15 protein-coding genes are annotated in these 16,247 nt (G+C 46.5%); 7 read left to right on the plus strand and 8 right to left on the minus strand.

Going from position 1 to position 16,247, the window contains the following annotated elements:
• Nucleotides 1-50: 50 nt before the first annotated feature.
• From AABA11_RS14385 to amaB, 8 genes are all read right to left on the minus strand, one after another.
• Nucleotides 51-1,163: a branched-chain amino acid ABC transporter substrate-binding protein gene (locus tag AABA11_RS14385; protein WP_338269015.1), complete on the minus strand. Its 1,113-nt coding sequence runs from the start codon at nt 1,161-1,163 to the stop codon at nt 51-53.
• Nucleotides 1,164-1,628: 465 nt separating this feature from the next.
• On the minus strand, nt 1,629-2,798 hold the full coding sequence (locus tag AABA11_RS14390; protein ID WP_338269017.1) for a divergent polysaccharide deacetylase family protein: 1,170 nt from the start codon (nt 2,796-2,798) through the stop codon (nt 1,629-1,631).
• Nucleotides 2,799-2,838: 40 nt separating this feature from the next.
• A complete protein-coding gene (locus AABA11_RS14395) occupies nt 2,839-4,128 on the minus strand; it encodes a S41 family peptidase (RefSeq protein ID WP_338269019.1) in 1,290 nt (429 codons plus the stop codon).
• Between the two features lie 51 nt (nt 4,129-4,179).
• Nucleotides 4,180-5,319 (minus strand): murein hydrolase activator EnvC family protein, encoded by a 1,140-nt coding sequence (locus AABA11_RS14400; RefSeq protein ID WP_338269021.1) that lies wholly within the window; start codon nt 5,317-5,319, stop codon nt 4,180-4,182.
• 7 nt (nt 5,320-5,326) lie between these two features.
• Complete coding sequence (gene gpmI, locus AABA11_RS14405; protein ID WP_338269023.1) at nt 5,327-6,856, minus strand: 2,3-bisphosphoglycerate-independent phosphoglycerate mutase; 1,530 nt, start codon at nt 6,854-6,856, stop codon at nt 5,327-5,329.
• A gap of 100 nt (nt 6,857-6,956) precedes the next feature.
• Entirely contained in the window at nt 6,957-7,886 is a 930-nt protein-coding gene (locus AABA11_RS14410; protein WP_338269025.1) for a LysR substrate-binding domain-containing protein, read from the minus strand.
• A gap of 123 nt (nt 7,887-8,009) precedes the next feature.
• Complete coding sequence (locus AABA11_RS14415; protein WP_338269028.1) at nt 8,010-9,281, minus strand: NAD(P)/FAD-dependent oxidoreductase; 1,272 nt, start codon at nt 9,279-9,281, stop codon at nt 8,010-8,012.
• 90 nt (nt 9,282-9,371) lie between these two features.
• Nucleotides 9,372-10,916 (minus strand): L-piperidine-6-carboxylate dehydrogenase, encoded by a 1,545-nt coding sequence (gene amaB, locus AABA11_RS14420; protein ID WP_338269030.1) that lies wholly within the window; start codon nt 10,914-10,916, stop codon nt 9,372-9,374.
• Nucleotides 10,917-11,128: 212 nt separating this feature from the next.
• Between amaB and AABA11_RS14425 the strand changes: the two genes are divergently transcribed.
• From AABA11_RS14425 to AABA11_RS14455, 7 genes are all read left to right on the plus strand, one after another.
• Nucleotides 11,129-11,998, plus strand: a complete 870-nt coding sequence (locus tag AABA11_RS14425) for a LysR family transcriptional regulator (protein WP_338269032.1) — start codon at nt 11,129-11,131, stop codon at nt 11,996-11,998.
• Nucleotides 11,999-12,116: 118 nt separating this feature from the next.
• Nucleotides 12,117-12,920, plus strand: coding sequence for a DUF1338 domain-containing protein (locus AABA11_RS14430; RefSeq protein WP_338269033.1), 804 nt, complete (start codon nt 12,117-12,119; stop codon nt 12,918-12,920).
• Nucleotides 12,921-13,109: 189 nt separating this feature from the next.
• Complete coding sequence (locus AABA11_RS14435; RefSeq protein ID WP_338269035.1) at nt 13,110-13,529, plus strand: rhodanese-like domain-containing protein; 420 nt, start codon at nt 13,110-13,112, stop codon at nt 13,527-13,529.
• A gap of 11 nt (nt 13,530-13,540) precedes the next feature.
• Nucleotides 13,541-13,792, plus strand: a complete 252-nt coding sequence (grxC, locus tag AABA11_RS14440) for a glutaredoxin 3 (RefSeq protein ID WP_338269037.1) — start codon at nt 13,541-13,543, stop codon at nt 13,790-13,792.
• Nucleotides 13,793-13,882: 90 nt separating this feature from the next.
• Nucleotides 13,883-14,362 (plus strand): protein-export chaperone SecB, encoded by a 480-nt coding sequence (secB, locus tag AABA11_RS14445; protein ID WP_338269039.1) that lies wholly within the window; start codon nt 13,883-13,885, stop codon nt 14,360-14,362.
• An 86-nt stretch (nt 14,363-14,448) separates the two neighbouring features.
• Complete coding sequence (locus AABA11_RS14450; RefSeq protein WP_265729509.1) at nt 14,449-14,571, plus strand: hypothetical protein; 123 nt, start codon at nt 14,449-14,451, stop codon at nt 14,569-14,571.
• 28 nt (nt 14,572-14,599) lie between these two features.
• Nucleotides 14,600-16,237, plus strand: a complete 1,638-nt coding sequence (locus tag AABA11_RS14455; protein ID WP_338269041.1) for a COG3014 family protein — start codon at nt 14,600-14,602, stop codon at nt 16,235-16,237.
• The last annotated feature ends 10 nt before the right edge of the window (nt 16,238-16,247 follow it).

A 16,247-nucleotide genomic window follows, 5' to 3' on the forward strand; every position in this document is an offset into this window, starting at 1 on the left:
GGCGAGCAACCCTGTGTCAGATATGACAGGAACAGAAAACTAATTGGAAATTAATCTACTTGACTATATTTACCTTGAGCATCCCACTCGTACATAACGTAATCAGAAACCGTTAAGTCACCTTTGCTGTCAAAGTCTTTTTTACCCATTACCGTATTAACAGAATGAGACTTCAACCATTTAGCGCCTTTGATTGGGTCTAAGTTATTGTTTGCCAATGCAGCAACAGCCACTTGCATCGCTGTGTAAGAGTACAAGGTATAACCTTCTGGCTCGTAACCGCTATCACGGAATTCTTTGATCACTTTTTTACCCGCTGGGTAAGAGGTTGGATCCGCACCAAATGTCATCAACACGCCATCAACGTATTTTGGAGAGCCCGCTACAGAAACGAATTCGTCAGATACGATACCGTCGCCAGAAATAAAGATGGCTTTGGAACCTTGCTCACGCAACTGACGAACCAATGGACCCGCTTCAGAGTGAAGACCACCGAAGTACACAACATCAGCGTCTACAGAACGAATTTTAGTAATCAAGGCGTTAAAGTCTTTCTCGCCACGAGTCAAACCTTCGTACATCACTTCTTTTACGCCATAAGCGTTAAGAGTGGATTTCATTGCGTCTGCAAGGCCTTTACCGTACGTGTCTTTATCATGAATAACGGCAACGCGTTTCGCGTTTAGTTTGTCCACAATATAGCTTGCTGCTACGTCGCCCTGCTGATCATCACGACCACACACACGGAAAACGTTTGGCAAACCTTGGTCAGTCAACGTTGGGTTTGTGGAAGCAGGCGTTACCATAATAACACCGGCTTCTTCATAAATTTTTGACGCAGGGATAGAAGAAGAAGAACAGAAGTGACCCACAACAGCAACAGCGCCATCGGAATCCACTAGACGGTTAGCAACCGATACGGCTTGTTTTGGCTCGCACGCATCGTCTGCTTTTACCAGAGAGATCATTTCGCCATTAATACCACCCGCGGCGTTAATGTCAGCCGCCGCTTTTTCAGCTCCTTTCCACAATTGTTCACCGAATGCAGCATAAGCCCCTGTATGAGGACCTGCAACACCGATGACCACATCTGCTTGTGCTAATGTAGCCACACCCGCAACAGCAAGAGAAATTAATGTTTTTCTAACAACCGCATTTGACATAAGAAAAGCCTCTACTCGTTTTGTGTTTTATCGTTATTATTCAAAAGCAAGAATCGTTCCAACATTTCAACCTATTAAAAAGTATTAAATATGGAACGTTTACAGCAATTATTCAAAAAATGTGCACTGTAATGAAGCTACACATTAATATTAGTCTATTGTTTGGTCAATAGTAGTGCGAACAAATAATGCAAATAGAAGTGATAAATCGCTGGCGATTAAAATATAAGCAAAATTAATCACTGTGTTTTTTTATTTACAAAGAATTTTATACTGACGAGCGTGATTTTCTGCACTAAGCAGGAGCAAACTTTTTGGAGGGATATTTAAGAGGGCGAACTTCAAGACCCCGTGCTGCGTGCAAAACACACAACACAGATTTAATTTATTACAAAAAGCCAAAAAATAAATTAGCAAAAACTCCGATTTTTTATCAAAAAACTCCGAGTTTTATAACATAATCATTTAGGGGACCGGTTGTGTGGCCACCGTTAACAGCTCGGACACAGACACAAGGTGTACGCCATCTTGTCCTAAGTTATGCAAGCGCTTTTTGAGGTAAGACATCGTCTCTGGGTAAGGATGACCAATTGCCAATGCACTACCGTGCTTTTTTGCCAACTTTATTAACCGTGTGAATTGTTTGTCTATCGCGGCTTCGGTTCGGATATTGTCCAAAAACACATCTCTACTCACTGTTTCTAGACCGAATTCTTGAGCCGTTTGCTTCGCCACACTTTTCGGGCTAGTCAGGCTATCAATAAAAAACAACGAACGACCTTTTAGGGTTTCCATTACCCACTTCATCGAATCGGCTTTGGTAGTGAGTAAACTCCCCATGTGATTGTTCACCCCTTTTATGCCCGGCAAGCCATCCAGATCATTAGACAACGTAGACTTCAATTCTTGCTCAGACATCTTGGCGTACAATCCACCCGGTCCTAATTTCAGCTCTCGTTCATTTTCCATAGGAGCGTGCAACAAGGTAATTCGATTTTGCTTTTGAGCACCCAGAGCCGTTTGATGTGCAAAAGGAGTACTAGGCAGAATCGCCAACGCCACTTCGGTCGGCAACAACAACGACGATTCCATACCGTGACGGTTATACCCTAAGTCATCAATCAGGATCGCAATTTTGGGCATTTTAGGGTGAACGTCGACCGCCAGAATCTTGGCAGGGACACCCTCTTGCTTAGGCGATCCCACTTTGGGTTCATGCAATGGCTTTGAGGCTGTTTTACCATCTTTAGCACCCTCTTTAGCCGCTGTGTTTTCAGGCTGAGTATTGTCGAGAAATGGCACTATTGATGGAACCCAAGGCGCTGGCGCGTCCAATAATGGCGATTCTGGGAAGGAAACCGATGTTTCGTCGGTATTTTTGGCGGAAATAGGATGAATAACAGGGCCCAAATGCTCAGGCAACACCAACGGCTCCTCAAAATACGTCACACCACCGTCTGAATCATCCTCAACGACAGCGTCATCTGCCACCAATTCATACACATCAACACCATCACGGTGACGGCTCTCTTGTTGCTCTTTAGAGGTCTCAAAAGTTGGCTCTGACTCCTCCGCCCATGATGACAAAGTAAACAGACAAATGACGATAAAACCCATTACCTTAAAATTAACCAAGTGAACTATTACCCAAAAAATACGTTGATAAAACAAAAACTTAATTCTTACTCGTGAACTTTGGCAGCGTTTTTAAAATGGTTAATGCTTGAAACAATTGAAAATCGCTTTTCGCTAACTCACCAATATCCGATTTTACATCCGCACTCGTACGCTCTTCGCCGCCAGTTCCATTTCCCAAATGCCCTTTTAATTCGGCCTCTTTGACAAAAAACTGTCCTTTATCAAACGTCAAGGTTGCCTGCGGCACCACCAAATCAGGAGTAATGCCTTGTGCCTGAATAGAACGCCCGTTAGGCGTATAATATAAAGCCGTTGTTAACTTTACCGCATCGCCATTAGAAAGAGGGACAACCGTTTGCACTGAACCTTTACCGAAGGTTTCTGTCCCCATAATCAACGCTCGACGATGGTCTTGTAATGCGCCAGCGACAATCTCTGACGCAGAGGCAGAACCTTCATTGACCAGCACAACCACAGGCACCGTCGCTAACTTGGTATTTTTTTCCGTTGCCATAAATTGGCTTTTTGACATGTCATGTCGACCATTGGTGTACACAATCATGCCCTTATTAATAAAAGCATCGACCACGCCAACGGCACTTTGTAATACGCCACCGGGATTATTTCGCAAGTCCAAAACAATCCCTTGAATACTATGCTCGGCTTTCAGCTTATCAATAGCCTGGGAAAACTCCGTACTGCTGTCACCCTGAAATTGGCTAATACGAAAATACGCAATACCATCGTCCAACCATTTGTCCGTCACACTGGCGTCTTCTACCAAACGACGAGTCAGCTCGTAATGCTTTACTTCACCATCACGTTCAATATCCAAAGTAACAGTGGAGCCAATTTCCCCGCGCATCATGGTCACAATGTCTTGCATCCCAAGATCGGTAATCAAGGTATTGTCTATTTTAATGATCACATCCCCCGCCAACACACCGGCTTCCTTGGCGGCCGAGCCATCGACTGGCGTAATAATCGTCAAACGCTTGTCTTTCATTTCAACTTCAACGCCAATACCAGCGTAGTTTCCAGACGTGAGTTCATTGAAATCCACCAGTTCACTTTTGGTAAAGTATTCCGAATGAGGGTCAAGTCCTGACACCATGCCTTTTAAGGCTTTATGCAAAATGTCTTCATCAGACATCACTTCGACGTACCCTTCACGAATGGTTTCGAACGTCTCAACAAACGATTGAATCTCCGCAGTGGGCAACTTGGAAGGCTCTTGAACAGTGACAGGAAGCGGCGCAGAAAAGCTGGGCTGAACCAACAGCACAAGAAAAAATAATGGAAGTCGTCGACGTAAAGAATGAATCATGTTTTATCCTATAACATTGTCACGGGTGTGGGATGCAGTGTGCCATGAATATTACCCAGCATTTACCCAAGAAAGTGGTTTTAATGGTGTTCCGTTATGTCGAATGGCAAAAAACAAAGCGGTATCAGGGCGACCACCCGTGCTACCAGCCATCGCAACCGTATCATTTGCACCGACCCATTCCCCCACTTCTTTCAGCAGGCTTTGGTTGTATCCGTATAATGACATATAGCCATCACCATGATCTAAAATAAGTAAAAAGCCAAACCCTCTCATCCAATCTGAAAACACCACCCGCCCTGAAAAAATAGCATGAACTGGCTCGCCTTCTTTCGCACGTAATGTCACGCCACCTAGGTTAATACTGCCATTGGTTGACAATTCATTAATGGATTTTAAAGGTCGAACTAACTTGCCACGTTGTGATGAAAAAGGCACGTCTTGATCGGGTATTTGAATGTCAGCCAGCGCTTCTTCTAGACGCTTCAACATGTCCTGTAAGTCTTTTTGATCTTGCTGTAACTGTTTGGAGCGCTGATCGCCCTTGGCCAAATCACGGTCCAATTTCGCCAATAATTCTCGGCGGCTTGCTTGTTGCGCCGTTAAGCGACGACGCTCTTCTTTGAGAGAGACTTCTTCTTTGGCTTGCTGTGCTCGATGGCTTCGGATGCTTTTTTCAACCAAGTTCAGATCGCTGACTTCGTTGACGAATCCGTTTACCAAGGATTGTCTCGCATTGGAAAAATAACGATTGTATTGCACCAAGCGTTGGGCGTCTTCCGAGTTGTCCCCGTTCAGCAGCAGCTTAATACTTTCTTCATTGCCTGAACGATAAACCGCCCTTAATTGGGCGGCTATTTGGTCATTTTGTTGCTGGATACTCAGTTGCAATGAGCGCTGCTGGACTCTCAATTCACCCAGCTGCTTTTCACCTTGTTGAAGACTTTGCTGAATGGTCAGAATCTTTTTTAACAACTCTTGGATATCTTTCTCTTTTCCTTCAAGCTGTTTTTCCACATCCGACCGCTCAGACTTCAGATCTTTAAGCCAGGTATTGAGCTTTTTAAGGTCTTTTTGCAATGCTTGAATCTGCTGCTTAGCTTCTTCTGGAGTTTGTGGTTCGCCTGCTGACCAGCTCGCGCTGGACAGCAGTAACAAACTCAAAAGAAGGCAACGTGATAATAACATCATCACTATTTTAAGCCCGCGTGAGCAAGCTCACACCCGTCATTTCCGCCGGCTTGTCCATGCCCATCATGTCCAACAGAGTGGGAGCAAGGTCACACAAAGCGCCTTCTTTCAACCCTAAACCCTGAGAAGGAGAAAACAACACCAATGGTACAGGTCCAATCGTATGAGATGTTAAAGGCTGCGCACCGTCATCACTCAACATTTGCTCCACGTTGCCATGGTCTGCGGTAATCAAACATTGGCCACCATTCACTTTCAACGCATCAATAATGCGACCTAAGCAGGCATCAACCGCTTCAACCGCTTTCACTGCCGCTTCGAAAATACCGCTGTGACCAACCATGTCACCGTTGGCAAAGTTACAGATAATAGTGTCGTATTTACCCGCTTCGATCACTTCAACAAGCTTGTCAGTCACTTCTGGCGCGCTCATTTCTGGTTTCAAATCGTAAGTGGCCACATTCGGTGAAGGAATCAACTCGCGCTCTTCGCCATCAAACAACGCTTCTTCCCCACCGTTAAAGAAAAAGGTTACGTGAGCGTATTTTTCAGTTTCAGCAATACGTAATTGTTTCTTACCATGCTTGGCTAGCACTTCACCCAATGTATTCGTCAAAGCAATAGGAGGAAACGCCACATCGGCTTTAATATCGGAAGCAAATTCAGTGAAGGTAACAAAAGACGCAAGTTTTGGATAAACAGCGCGTTTAAAACCATCAAAGTCAGCATCGGTGAAAGCACGAGTTAATTGACGCGCACGATCAGGACGGAAGTTAGCAAAAATAATCGCATCGCCATCTTGAACTGGTGCAGACTCACCAACGATAGTGGCTTTTACAAATTCGTCATTTTCGTCACGATCATAAGCGGCCTGAATCGCGCCCTCAGCTGTATCAGCTTGGAACTCGCCCTTGCCTAGAACAATGGCATCATAAGCTGTTTGCACACGATCCCAACGATTATCACGGTCCATCGCATAATAACGCCCCGTCAAGGTAGCTATTTTACCAACACCGAGTTCAGCAAGCTTAGCTTCCAATTCAGCTGTTGGTGTTTTAGCAGAACGAGGCGGCGTGTCACGACCATCCGTAAAGCCATGCACATAAACCGCTTTCGCACCACGTTTTGCCGCTAACTCACACATTGCCATTATCTGCTCGTGGTGACTGTGAACGCCGCCATCAGACAGCAAACCTAAAATATGCACAGCCTTGCCAGCCTTCACCGCTTTATCGACCGCATTGACCAGCGCGTCGTTCTCAAAGAACGAACCATCTTCAATGGCTTTGCCGATACGAGTAAAGTTTTGATACACCACGCGGCCAGCGCCTAAGTTCATGTGACCGACTTCAGAATTACCCATTTGACCTTCAGGCAAACCAACGGCAAGACCGGATGTTTTGATTAAAGTATGCGGCTGATTGCTCCATAACGCGTCCCAGTTAGGCGTGTTCGCAGCAGCAATCGCGTTAGAAGTAGAGGTTTCGCTGTATCCCCATCCATCAAGGATAAAGAGGGCTGTGGTCTTTTTGTTCATGTTAATCTATCCCGTAAATTGATCATGATTATGACTCGATACTATCACAGGCTTGTAATTTAGTTACAGACTCGAGTCTCTATTCGGACTATTAATTTCATTAATAAGAAGCAGGCAGTTCACTTCGTTTTGCCAACAGCCAGTCTCTAAAGATGACCACTTGCTCCAAATCCGCCTTATCCGCAGGGTACGACAAAAGGTACTCATGGGGGGTAATCACCGCACTACCAAAAGGGGCCACCAGCTCGCCATTTTGTATGCTACGTTGCGCAAGAATCGTCGGCATGATCGCAATGCCCATGCTGTTTTTCGCCGCTTCCAACAACATATGAAAATGCGCGAACGACGCCCCCGCAAAAGAACCACTTTCGAGGCCCTGCGCGACCATCCAATCGGGCCAAGCGTTAATACGCGATGACAGATGCAAAAAAGGAAACGCGGTCACGTCTTCCACTCGCCATGCATCTGTCATTTTATCTAGCGCACGATCCGCTCCAATACGCTCCAACAAGGCAGGAGAACACACCGCTATCACCTTTTCTTTCATCAACTGATGAGAAATAGCGCGTGGCCAATGATCGCCACCATAATGCAAAATAATATCGATGCTTTCTGGATCTATCTTTGCAGCATCATCCAATGAACGTACTTTGATTTGAAACTGAGGGTGAGCCAGTTGAAACTCAGCCAGAAGAGGCATGAGCCAATACGATGCCAGCGTCGGAAGCGCGGAAATCGTCAATGTGGTTTTCTCGTCCTCGCGATGCAACATCCGTAAACAGGCGTTTTCCATTCCGTCCAACAGAGGCACCACTTCTTTGTAATACGCCGCCCCCGTTCCCGTTAATACCAATCGCTTGTTTAAACGAATAAACAGGTCACGCGAAAGAAATTCTTCTAGATTACGAATTTGTCGGCTAACCGCACTTTGGGTAAGGTGTAATTCTTCTGCCGCCTTTGTAAAACTTAAATGTCTAACAGAAGCTTCAAAGCATTTTAAAGCGGTTGACGATGGGATATAACGGCGCATCTAGACGTTACTCATAAACAGGACCAAGAAGGGAATAACTGTATCCTATATCTCTCTTATTCCCAAACAGTAAAATAAAAAACGCACCATAAAGATGCGTTTTCATACCATTACTTATCGCTTCTAGCTTAACGCGTGGGACTGCTGACCAAGATGGTAAGTGTGAGCACCCACTTCGTAAAATAAGCGCTTCAATTCTCGAAACGAAATATCTCTAAGGATGGTGGTTGGAATCGACAAACTGTCTCGACGACCTGACAGCCATTCCGCCAACTCGGCACCCACTACCGTTCCAGGGCCAATACCGCGACCACTGTAACCGGCCACACTGAACAAGCCTTTTTGCAGTTGTTGGCAATGCGGCAAATGGTCTTCACTGTAGGCAATTTTACCTGTCCAACAATAATCCCATTCCACCTTGCTCAGAATCGGAAACAATTCTGTGACGCGCTGCGTCGCCCAATTCGACAACACACTGCCCTCGCCGCCCATTCCACCAAACACCAAGCGGCCTTGATTGTCTAAACGAAAAGAGCTCATCACTGTACAGGTGTCCCAAACGCCTTCTTTATTCGGCAACACGCTAGCCAATTGAGCGTCACTTAATGGCTTAGTCGCCAACTGGGAATAAAAGATTGGCACAAACTTACGCGCCTGCTCTTTCACACCAAATTCCGAATACGCATTGGTCGCAAGAATCACTTTTTCAGCGTGAACCTCGCCTTTTTCCGTGTGTAGAACCCAGCCGTTTTCAGCGGGCTCAATTTTACTCACAGGCGATTGATCAAACAGTTTCGCGCCTTCTTTCAACGCCGCATGCGCTAGCCCTCTGGCGTACGCCAATGGCTGAATCGTCCCCGCTCTTGGGTCAAACAATGCAGAATTGAACTTGCTAGAACCAATGCGCGCTTGCGCTTCGGCGGCATCCAGTAACTCAACGGGCGCACCGCGCTTTTTCATTTGCTCATAGCGACGCTGCAATTGCGCTAAACCAGCTTTACCAACCCCCGCATGCAAGGTGCCATTACGCACGGGTTCGCATTGAATATCGTATTCTTTTATCAGGCCATACACACAGTCGGGAGCCGCCGCTAACGCCTTGTACATAATATTACCAGCGTCCACGCCAATGGCTTGATCCAGCTGATCGGGCTCCAACCAAACACCAGCGTTCGCCAAACCCACATTTCGTCCTGAGCCACCAAAGCCAACTTCTTGGGCTTCAACCACCGCCACAGATACGCCAAACTTGGCCAAATGCAACGCCGCTGAAAGCCCTGTAAAACCCGCGCCGACAATAACGACTTCCACATCCATACGCCCTTCCAACGGCGTTAAAACAGGCGCATCAGGAGAGCTTGCACGCCATAACGAATTACAGATTTTTTCAGACATAAGACGACCCTAAAAAGGAAATTGGCCAAAACCTACAGCAAAACTGAAACAGGCGAGAAAATCTCGCCTGTTGTGTTTGAGAGAAAACAATTATTCGAAAACAATACCCTGAGCCAATGGCAAGTCACCGCCGTAGTTCACGGTATTCGTTGTACGGCGCATGTAGTTTCTCCACGCATCAGAGCCCGATTCACGACCGCCACCGGTTTCTTTCTCACCGCCGAACGCACCACCGATTTCCGCACCGGATGTACCGATGTTCACGTTGGCAATACCGCAGTCAGAACCCGCTGGAGACATAAACAACTCGGCTTCACGCATGCTTTCTGTAAACACAGCAGAAGACAGACCTTGAGGCACTTCGTTTTGGATTTCAATCGCTTCGTCAAACGAGCTGAACGTCAATACATACATAATTGGCGCAAAGGTTTCTTCGTGTACGATCGGCGCATCGTGGGCAATGCGAACAATCGCAGGCTTCACATAGAAACCACCCGCTGGCACGCCTTCTGTCACACGATCGCCACCACAAATAATTTCGCCACCTTGCTGTTTCGCTGTTTCCAACGCCGCTTGCATACGATTAAAGCTGCCTTCATCAATCAGAGGCCCCACAAGACTGCCTTCCGTCAATGGGTTGCCTATGCGAAGAGAACCGTAAGATTTCGCCAAACGATCCACCAAACCATCCACCACAGACTCATGCGTGATTAAACGACGCAATGTTGTGCAACGCTGACCAGCAGTACCGGCGGCAGAGAATACTATAGCGCGCAAAGCAAGATCCAAATCCGCTGTGCTAGACACGATCATGGCGTTGTTGCCACCCAGCTCCAACAAAGAACGACCTAAACGACCCGCCACAGTTTTCGCAACCGCACGACCCATTGCTGTAGAGCCGGTCGCCGACACGAGAGGGAACGTTTCACTTGCTGAAATCGCTTCACCCAAATCACGGTCACCAATCATCACAGACACCGCCGCTTTAGGGATATCAGGCATGTCCGCAATCACGTTTTGCGCGATTTGGTACATTGCTAAAGCACACAGCGGCGCTTTTTCAGAGGGTTTCAATAGAATAGGGTCGCCACAAACAAGACCCAACATTGCATTCCACGCCCAAACGGCCATCGGGAAGTTAAACGCGGTAATCACTGCAACCGGACCCAGTGGTTGCCACTGCTCCATCATACGGTGGCCTGGACGTTCAGACACAATAGACAAACCGTGCAACATACGAGATTGACCCACGGCGAAATCACATACGTCAATCCATTCTTGTACTTCACCCAACGCTTCAGGAACGATTTTGCCCGCTTCCAACGAAATCACTTGAGCCAATTCATTTTTGTATTTACGCGCTTCATCACCAATACGACGAACCAATTCGCCGCGACGTGGTGCAGGAATGGTACGCAATACTTTGAATGCGTCTTTTAATTCTGCGTTTACGGCCTCTAACTGAGCTGGCGTCGCATTATTAAAAGTAGACAATTTTGCACCGTCAATCGGGCTGTGCGCAGAAAAAGCGCTGCCTTCACCCAAAGTAAGTGTATTGCCTGTTAATACGCTGAAAAAAATATCGCCTTGTTTCAGTGTGTTGATACCCAGTGTGTCTAAGCAAGTCAGTGACATATAAACCTCTGTAATGTGTGTATTTATCAATAATAGTGAACTTCCTCCACCTTAACGGCCTCCGTAAAAAATGAGAAATACCGTTTTTCTGTTGGTGGTCTAGCTTTTTCCTATAGCAAGACAATAAACCTATAGGTATATTGAAAAGAATCAGGGGATCAATCGTTACTACGGTCGATGGGCAAAAGAATAAACACAAAAAGAGCACACAGATGGACATTCGATCACTACGTTACTTTATTGCGGTCTATGAAGAACGCAGTCTAAGCGCCGCCGCCAAGCGTTGCTTTGTGGCGCAACCTTCCATATCGACGACGGTGTCGCAGCTCGAAGACGATCTGGGCACCAAACTCTTTGTCCGTCACTCAAAAGGCGTATCGCCCACCGACAGCGGATCTCAACTTTACCCCCATGCCTGCAAGATGGTCAGTGACCTTAGCGCTATGCGCAGCTTATTCAGTGACACGCCAACGCCGCTTGCGCTATCGATTTCCTTAACGCCGTTTTTATCTGGTGCACTTATTAGCCAAGTGATTAAAACCATGCTCGACGAAGTACATGGGCTCACCCTAAAACTGGTCGACGAGTCAGAAAGTGCCGACCTGCGCTTCACTTGTAATCGCTACACCACAGAAGAAGACGTTTTTTATCCACTTTGGGAAGACGACTATGTGATTGCCATGCCGTTAGATCATTGGCTGGCCGATTTCCCTTCTGTTTCGATCAAACAAATAGACAAGCAACCCTTTATTTCCAGAACGCCATGCGACATTTTGGAATCGTGGAACTACCTCTTACAAAAACAGGAACTCACCACTGATATTCGAGCACAGGTAAAAACCGAAGAGTACGCACTGGATTTAGTGGCAGCGGGCTTGGGCATTTCCTTAATCCCCGAACATTCGTCACGAGGCCGTAACGATCTCTGTTTGCGCCCGTTGAACGACGTCAAACTTAAACGTGCGGTTGGCTTAGCGCACAAAAAAACACGCAGCTTCCCAGCGCATCTGATCAACACCATTTTGACCGCGAAGCAGCAACTGTTCCTCCCTAAAAACGCAACAGACAATCGGCTCGCATAACTTTTACGCATCACAACGTGCGTTTTTACCTTTTGCATCGACGACAAAGTGTGAACTAGAGTAATGGTCATTCGTTAGAGACTGTCTCTACTTCGATCCGCCCACTTAGGAGAATTTCATGAAACCAGCCGATTTTTTTGCGTCCTTATGGGATCAATACACGGTTATCACCCCACAGGCACAGCGCATTCAAGACTTGTTTAAAAGCCACGGTGAAACCGTACTGAACGACCACGTGGCGTTTCGTACGTTTAACCATTCGCCTGTTTCATTGGAAAAACTAGAGCCGCAACTAGAAGCCATTGGCTATAAAGCCTACGGTGCGTTTAACTTCGAAAGCAAACACCTGAAAGCACGTTGTTACAAACACCAAACAGATGTTGATTCCCCGAAAGTCTTTCTTTCTGAATTATTAGTGGAAGAGTTGCCCGCTCACTGCCAAGAGATCATTAGCAAACTGGTTGCACAGATCCCAGCGGACGCCGTACAAACACCTGCCATTTTTTGGGCCGGTAAACTATGGGAAACGCCAACGGAAGCAGAATACCTTGCTTTGGCTGAACACAGTGAGTACGCAGCATGGTTGTCCACAATGGGCTTACAAGCCAACCACTTCACCGTCAGCATCAACCATTTGAAGCGGTTCCCTACCATTGAAGACGTGAACGCCTTGTTGCTGAACGAAGGTTATGCCCTTAACCAAGTAGGTGGATTGGTAAAAGGCTCTCCAGAGTCCTTTTTAGAACAATCTTCTACCATGGCCGACAAGGTCGACTACACCTTTTCCGATGGCGTACAAAAAACCATCCCTAGCTGTTTCTATGAATTCGCCCGTCGTCACACTATGCCAAACGGTGAGTTGTTCGACAGCTTCATTGAAGGCAACGCGGATAAAATCTTTGATTCCACCAGCGCAAAATAACCAAGCAATCGAATAACACGAAGAACGAGCCCCATGTGGCTCGTTTTTTTGCCTCACGTCACACTCCGACCGCCGCCACCTAACCAGATAAATTAACATGCAAAGCCATCGCACAAAGGTTTCTCAGAGTATGTACCGATTCTATTGGCCGTGTATAATGCTCGCAGTTTAAATATGGGCCTTACGATTATGATGAACCAACTTATTGAATTTTCTATTAACCACTGGGAAATGGTCGCTGTCTTTTTCGCGATTCTAGCAACCTTACTTTTTGTCGAAAGCAAAGGTGGCGCGCAAGGGCTTTCTCCTTCCTCAGCAACCAATCTAATGAACGCTGAAGACGCGGTTGTTGTCGACATTCGTCCAGAAAAAGAATTCAGCGCTGGCCACATCACAGGGGCAATGAACATTCCTGCGGCGAAAATGAAAGACAACATGAAACGTCTTGAGAAACACAAAGATGCCCCAATCATCATAGTATGCAAATCTGGCGTGACCGCTGGAGCAAGCGCTAAAGACCTTAAAAAATCGGGTTTTAGCAAGGTGTATAAACTTCAAGGCGGCATTGCTGAATGGCAATCATCCAACCTGCCACTGGTTAAAGGGTAACAGAAAATATTATGGCCACTGTCACTATCTATTCGAGCGATTACTGCCCGTTTTGCGTTAGAGCTAAACAATTATTAACAGCAAAAAACATTGCTTTTAATGAGATCCGTGTCGACGGAGAGCGTGAATTAAGACAAGAAATGATGGAGAAAAGCGGCCGTCACACCGTTCCACAAATTTGGATTGGTGCACAACACATTGGTGGATGCGACGATCTTTATGCGCTGGAACGTGAACAAAAACTGGACGCCATGCTTGCCTAAAAGCCAGCGTTCCAATGATGCATTCACGCATAACTTACGTGGCACGTATTACCAAACAACAACATAAAAAACGATAGAAAAGGAACCAAGATGTCCGATACTGCAGAAACTCAAGAAGCACAAACACAAGAAGCGCAAGCACCTCAACTTTCTATGCAGCGCGTCTTTTTAAAAGACATTTCTTTTGAGTCTCCACGCTCACCAATGATTTTCCAAGAAGAATGGAAACCAGAAGTTGGCTTAGAACTGAACACTAAAAGCCGCCAAGTGGGCGAAAGCGTATACGAAGTGGTACTAGAAATTACGGTTACCGTGAAAAATAGCGGACAAACTGGTTACTTGGTACAAATTCAACAAGGCGGTCTGTTTGTGATTTCTGGTCTTGATGATCAGCAATTGCATCACGCATTGGGCGCATTCTGCCCTGCGACCTTATTCCCATACGCGCGTGAAAACATCGACGCCATCGTTGTGAAAGGCAGCTTCCCTGCGATTATGCTTGCTCCTATTAATTTTGATGCGCTATACCTAGAAAGCCTACAGAAACAACAAGCTGAAACAACTCAATAAATAACCATTGAGTGATCAAAAAAAGGAGGCCACGTGCCTCCTTTTTTATTGCATAATAGTGCGCTCTCCACCCTTGGAAAGTTGTCATGAAAAAGAAAAAGAAACCGTGTCCAAACTGCATAAAAGCCCGCTGGCTCATTCTCTACTTGGGCTGTTTTGCGTTATTCGGCGTTTTGATTGCCAATCAATTTTTAGAAAAAGGAATGTAATGTGAGATCGCTCCTTCTATGGATTAGTGTGAGTGTATTAAGTGGCTGCGCAACCTATCAGCAAGACATTGAGGCAGGATTGAGTTTAGCCAAAGCAGGCGAATGGAAAGAAGCCGAAGGCAAACTAGAAGAAGTTCTAGACAGCAAACAAGACAAGTTACTGTATTACATGGAAATTGGGGCACTAGCCCAAAACCAAGGTGACTATGCGCGCAGTAACACCCTATTGGAACAAGCCGAGAAACTCAGCGACACCTTCTTCCCAGAGAATTTTTCCAATCGATCTTGGGCCTTACTCAGCAACCCCAGACAAAGTGATTATCGAGGTAGTGGTTTAGAGCGGGTATACATCAGTTACCTGAAATCCATGAACTACCTTGCTCTTGCGAAACAAGAAAAAGACACCATCAAAAAACGCCAACTCAGCGACGCTGCGCTGGTTGAGGTGCGACGTATTGACATCAAGCTAAATGAAATCCGCGCACAAAACCCCAGCTACCAAGATTTGAACGCCAGAGAAAACCAAGCATTTTATAAAGACGCACTCAGTTGGCTGGGCGATTTTTACACTGGCGGACGCGATACTGATAAATTTTTGTACCGTGATGATGCATGGGCACGATACATGGAAGGCCTCCAATATGAAATCGATGGCGAATACGACGACGCTCGTATCAGCTATCAAAAAGCCGCCAACCTTTACCAAGATGGGTATGCCAAACAATACGCGTTATCGGCGACGACCTCGGAACGCGCATGGCTAGACGCCATTCGTATGATGCAAAAAGGCGGTTTTAGCCAAAGTGAGATCGACGCACAAATCCAAGCCAAATTGTCTCCTGCTATGCAAGACATCCTCAAACAGTACCACCCAGACGATGCAGAATTAGTGGTGCTGGAACATCAGGGCTTTATTCCAGACAAAAGCGAAATGAGCTTGCTGCTGTATGCCGACCCGCGTGCGTACTCCTTAGTGCTTGAGCCTCTTCACGGAGGCGGCACCATAGAGGAAAACGACGCGTTTCGTTGGTTCACCATGGTGTACGCCGACATAAATCCACTCAATCTGATCGCCAACTACAAAGCCGGCGGCGCATGGGGAACCTTTTCGGGCATATTTACCAAACGCGTGATTCTAGGACGACCAGTCTGGCAGCAACTGCAATCTATGGACGTTGATAAGCTACTGACGGAACAAACAATTCGCGTTACCGTGCCATATTATCGTCGTTTCACCCTGGACCAACAGCAACCCACATTGCACATTAGCGATACCATCACCTCATCCAACCAAGGCATGAGAATGTCATCATTGGCTGATATCGCCTTTCAAGAGCAGCTGGCACAAGCCCAACGAGACATTTACGAAGGTTTAATCAGAGAGTTGCTCAGAAGCTGGTTGGCGTACCAAGTTACCAGCAATGTGAAAGACGACAGCGCCAGCCTGATTTTAAACCTGATTGGCCAAGTGGCCGTGTTTGCGTCCTCCGCCGCTGACACTCGCAATTGGCTGATGCTTCCAGCGCAAATCAGGCTGACCCGTGAGCCTTTGGCCGCCGGCAGCTATACGCCAGAATACCGTGTCAATCGACACACGTTTTCGCTTGGCAAAACACAATTAGACGCCAAGAAAATTACACTTTGGAATCTACGCAACCCTTATTAAATTGATTACA

The organism is Marinomonas pontica, assembly GCF_036322735.1.
Classification (GTDB): Bacteria; Pseudomonadota; Gammaproteobacteria; order Pseudomonadales; family Marinomonadaceae; genus Marinomonas; species Marinomonas pontica.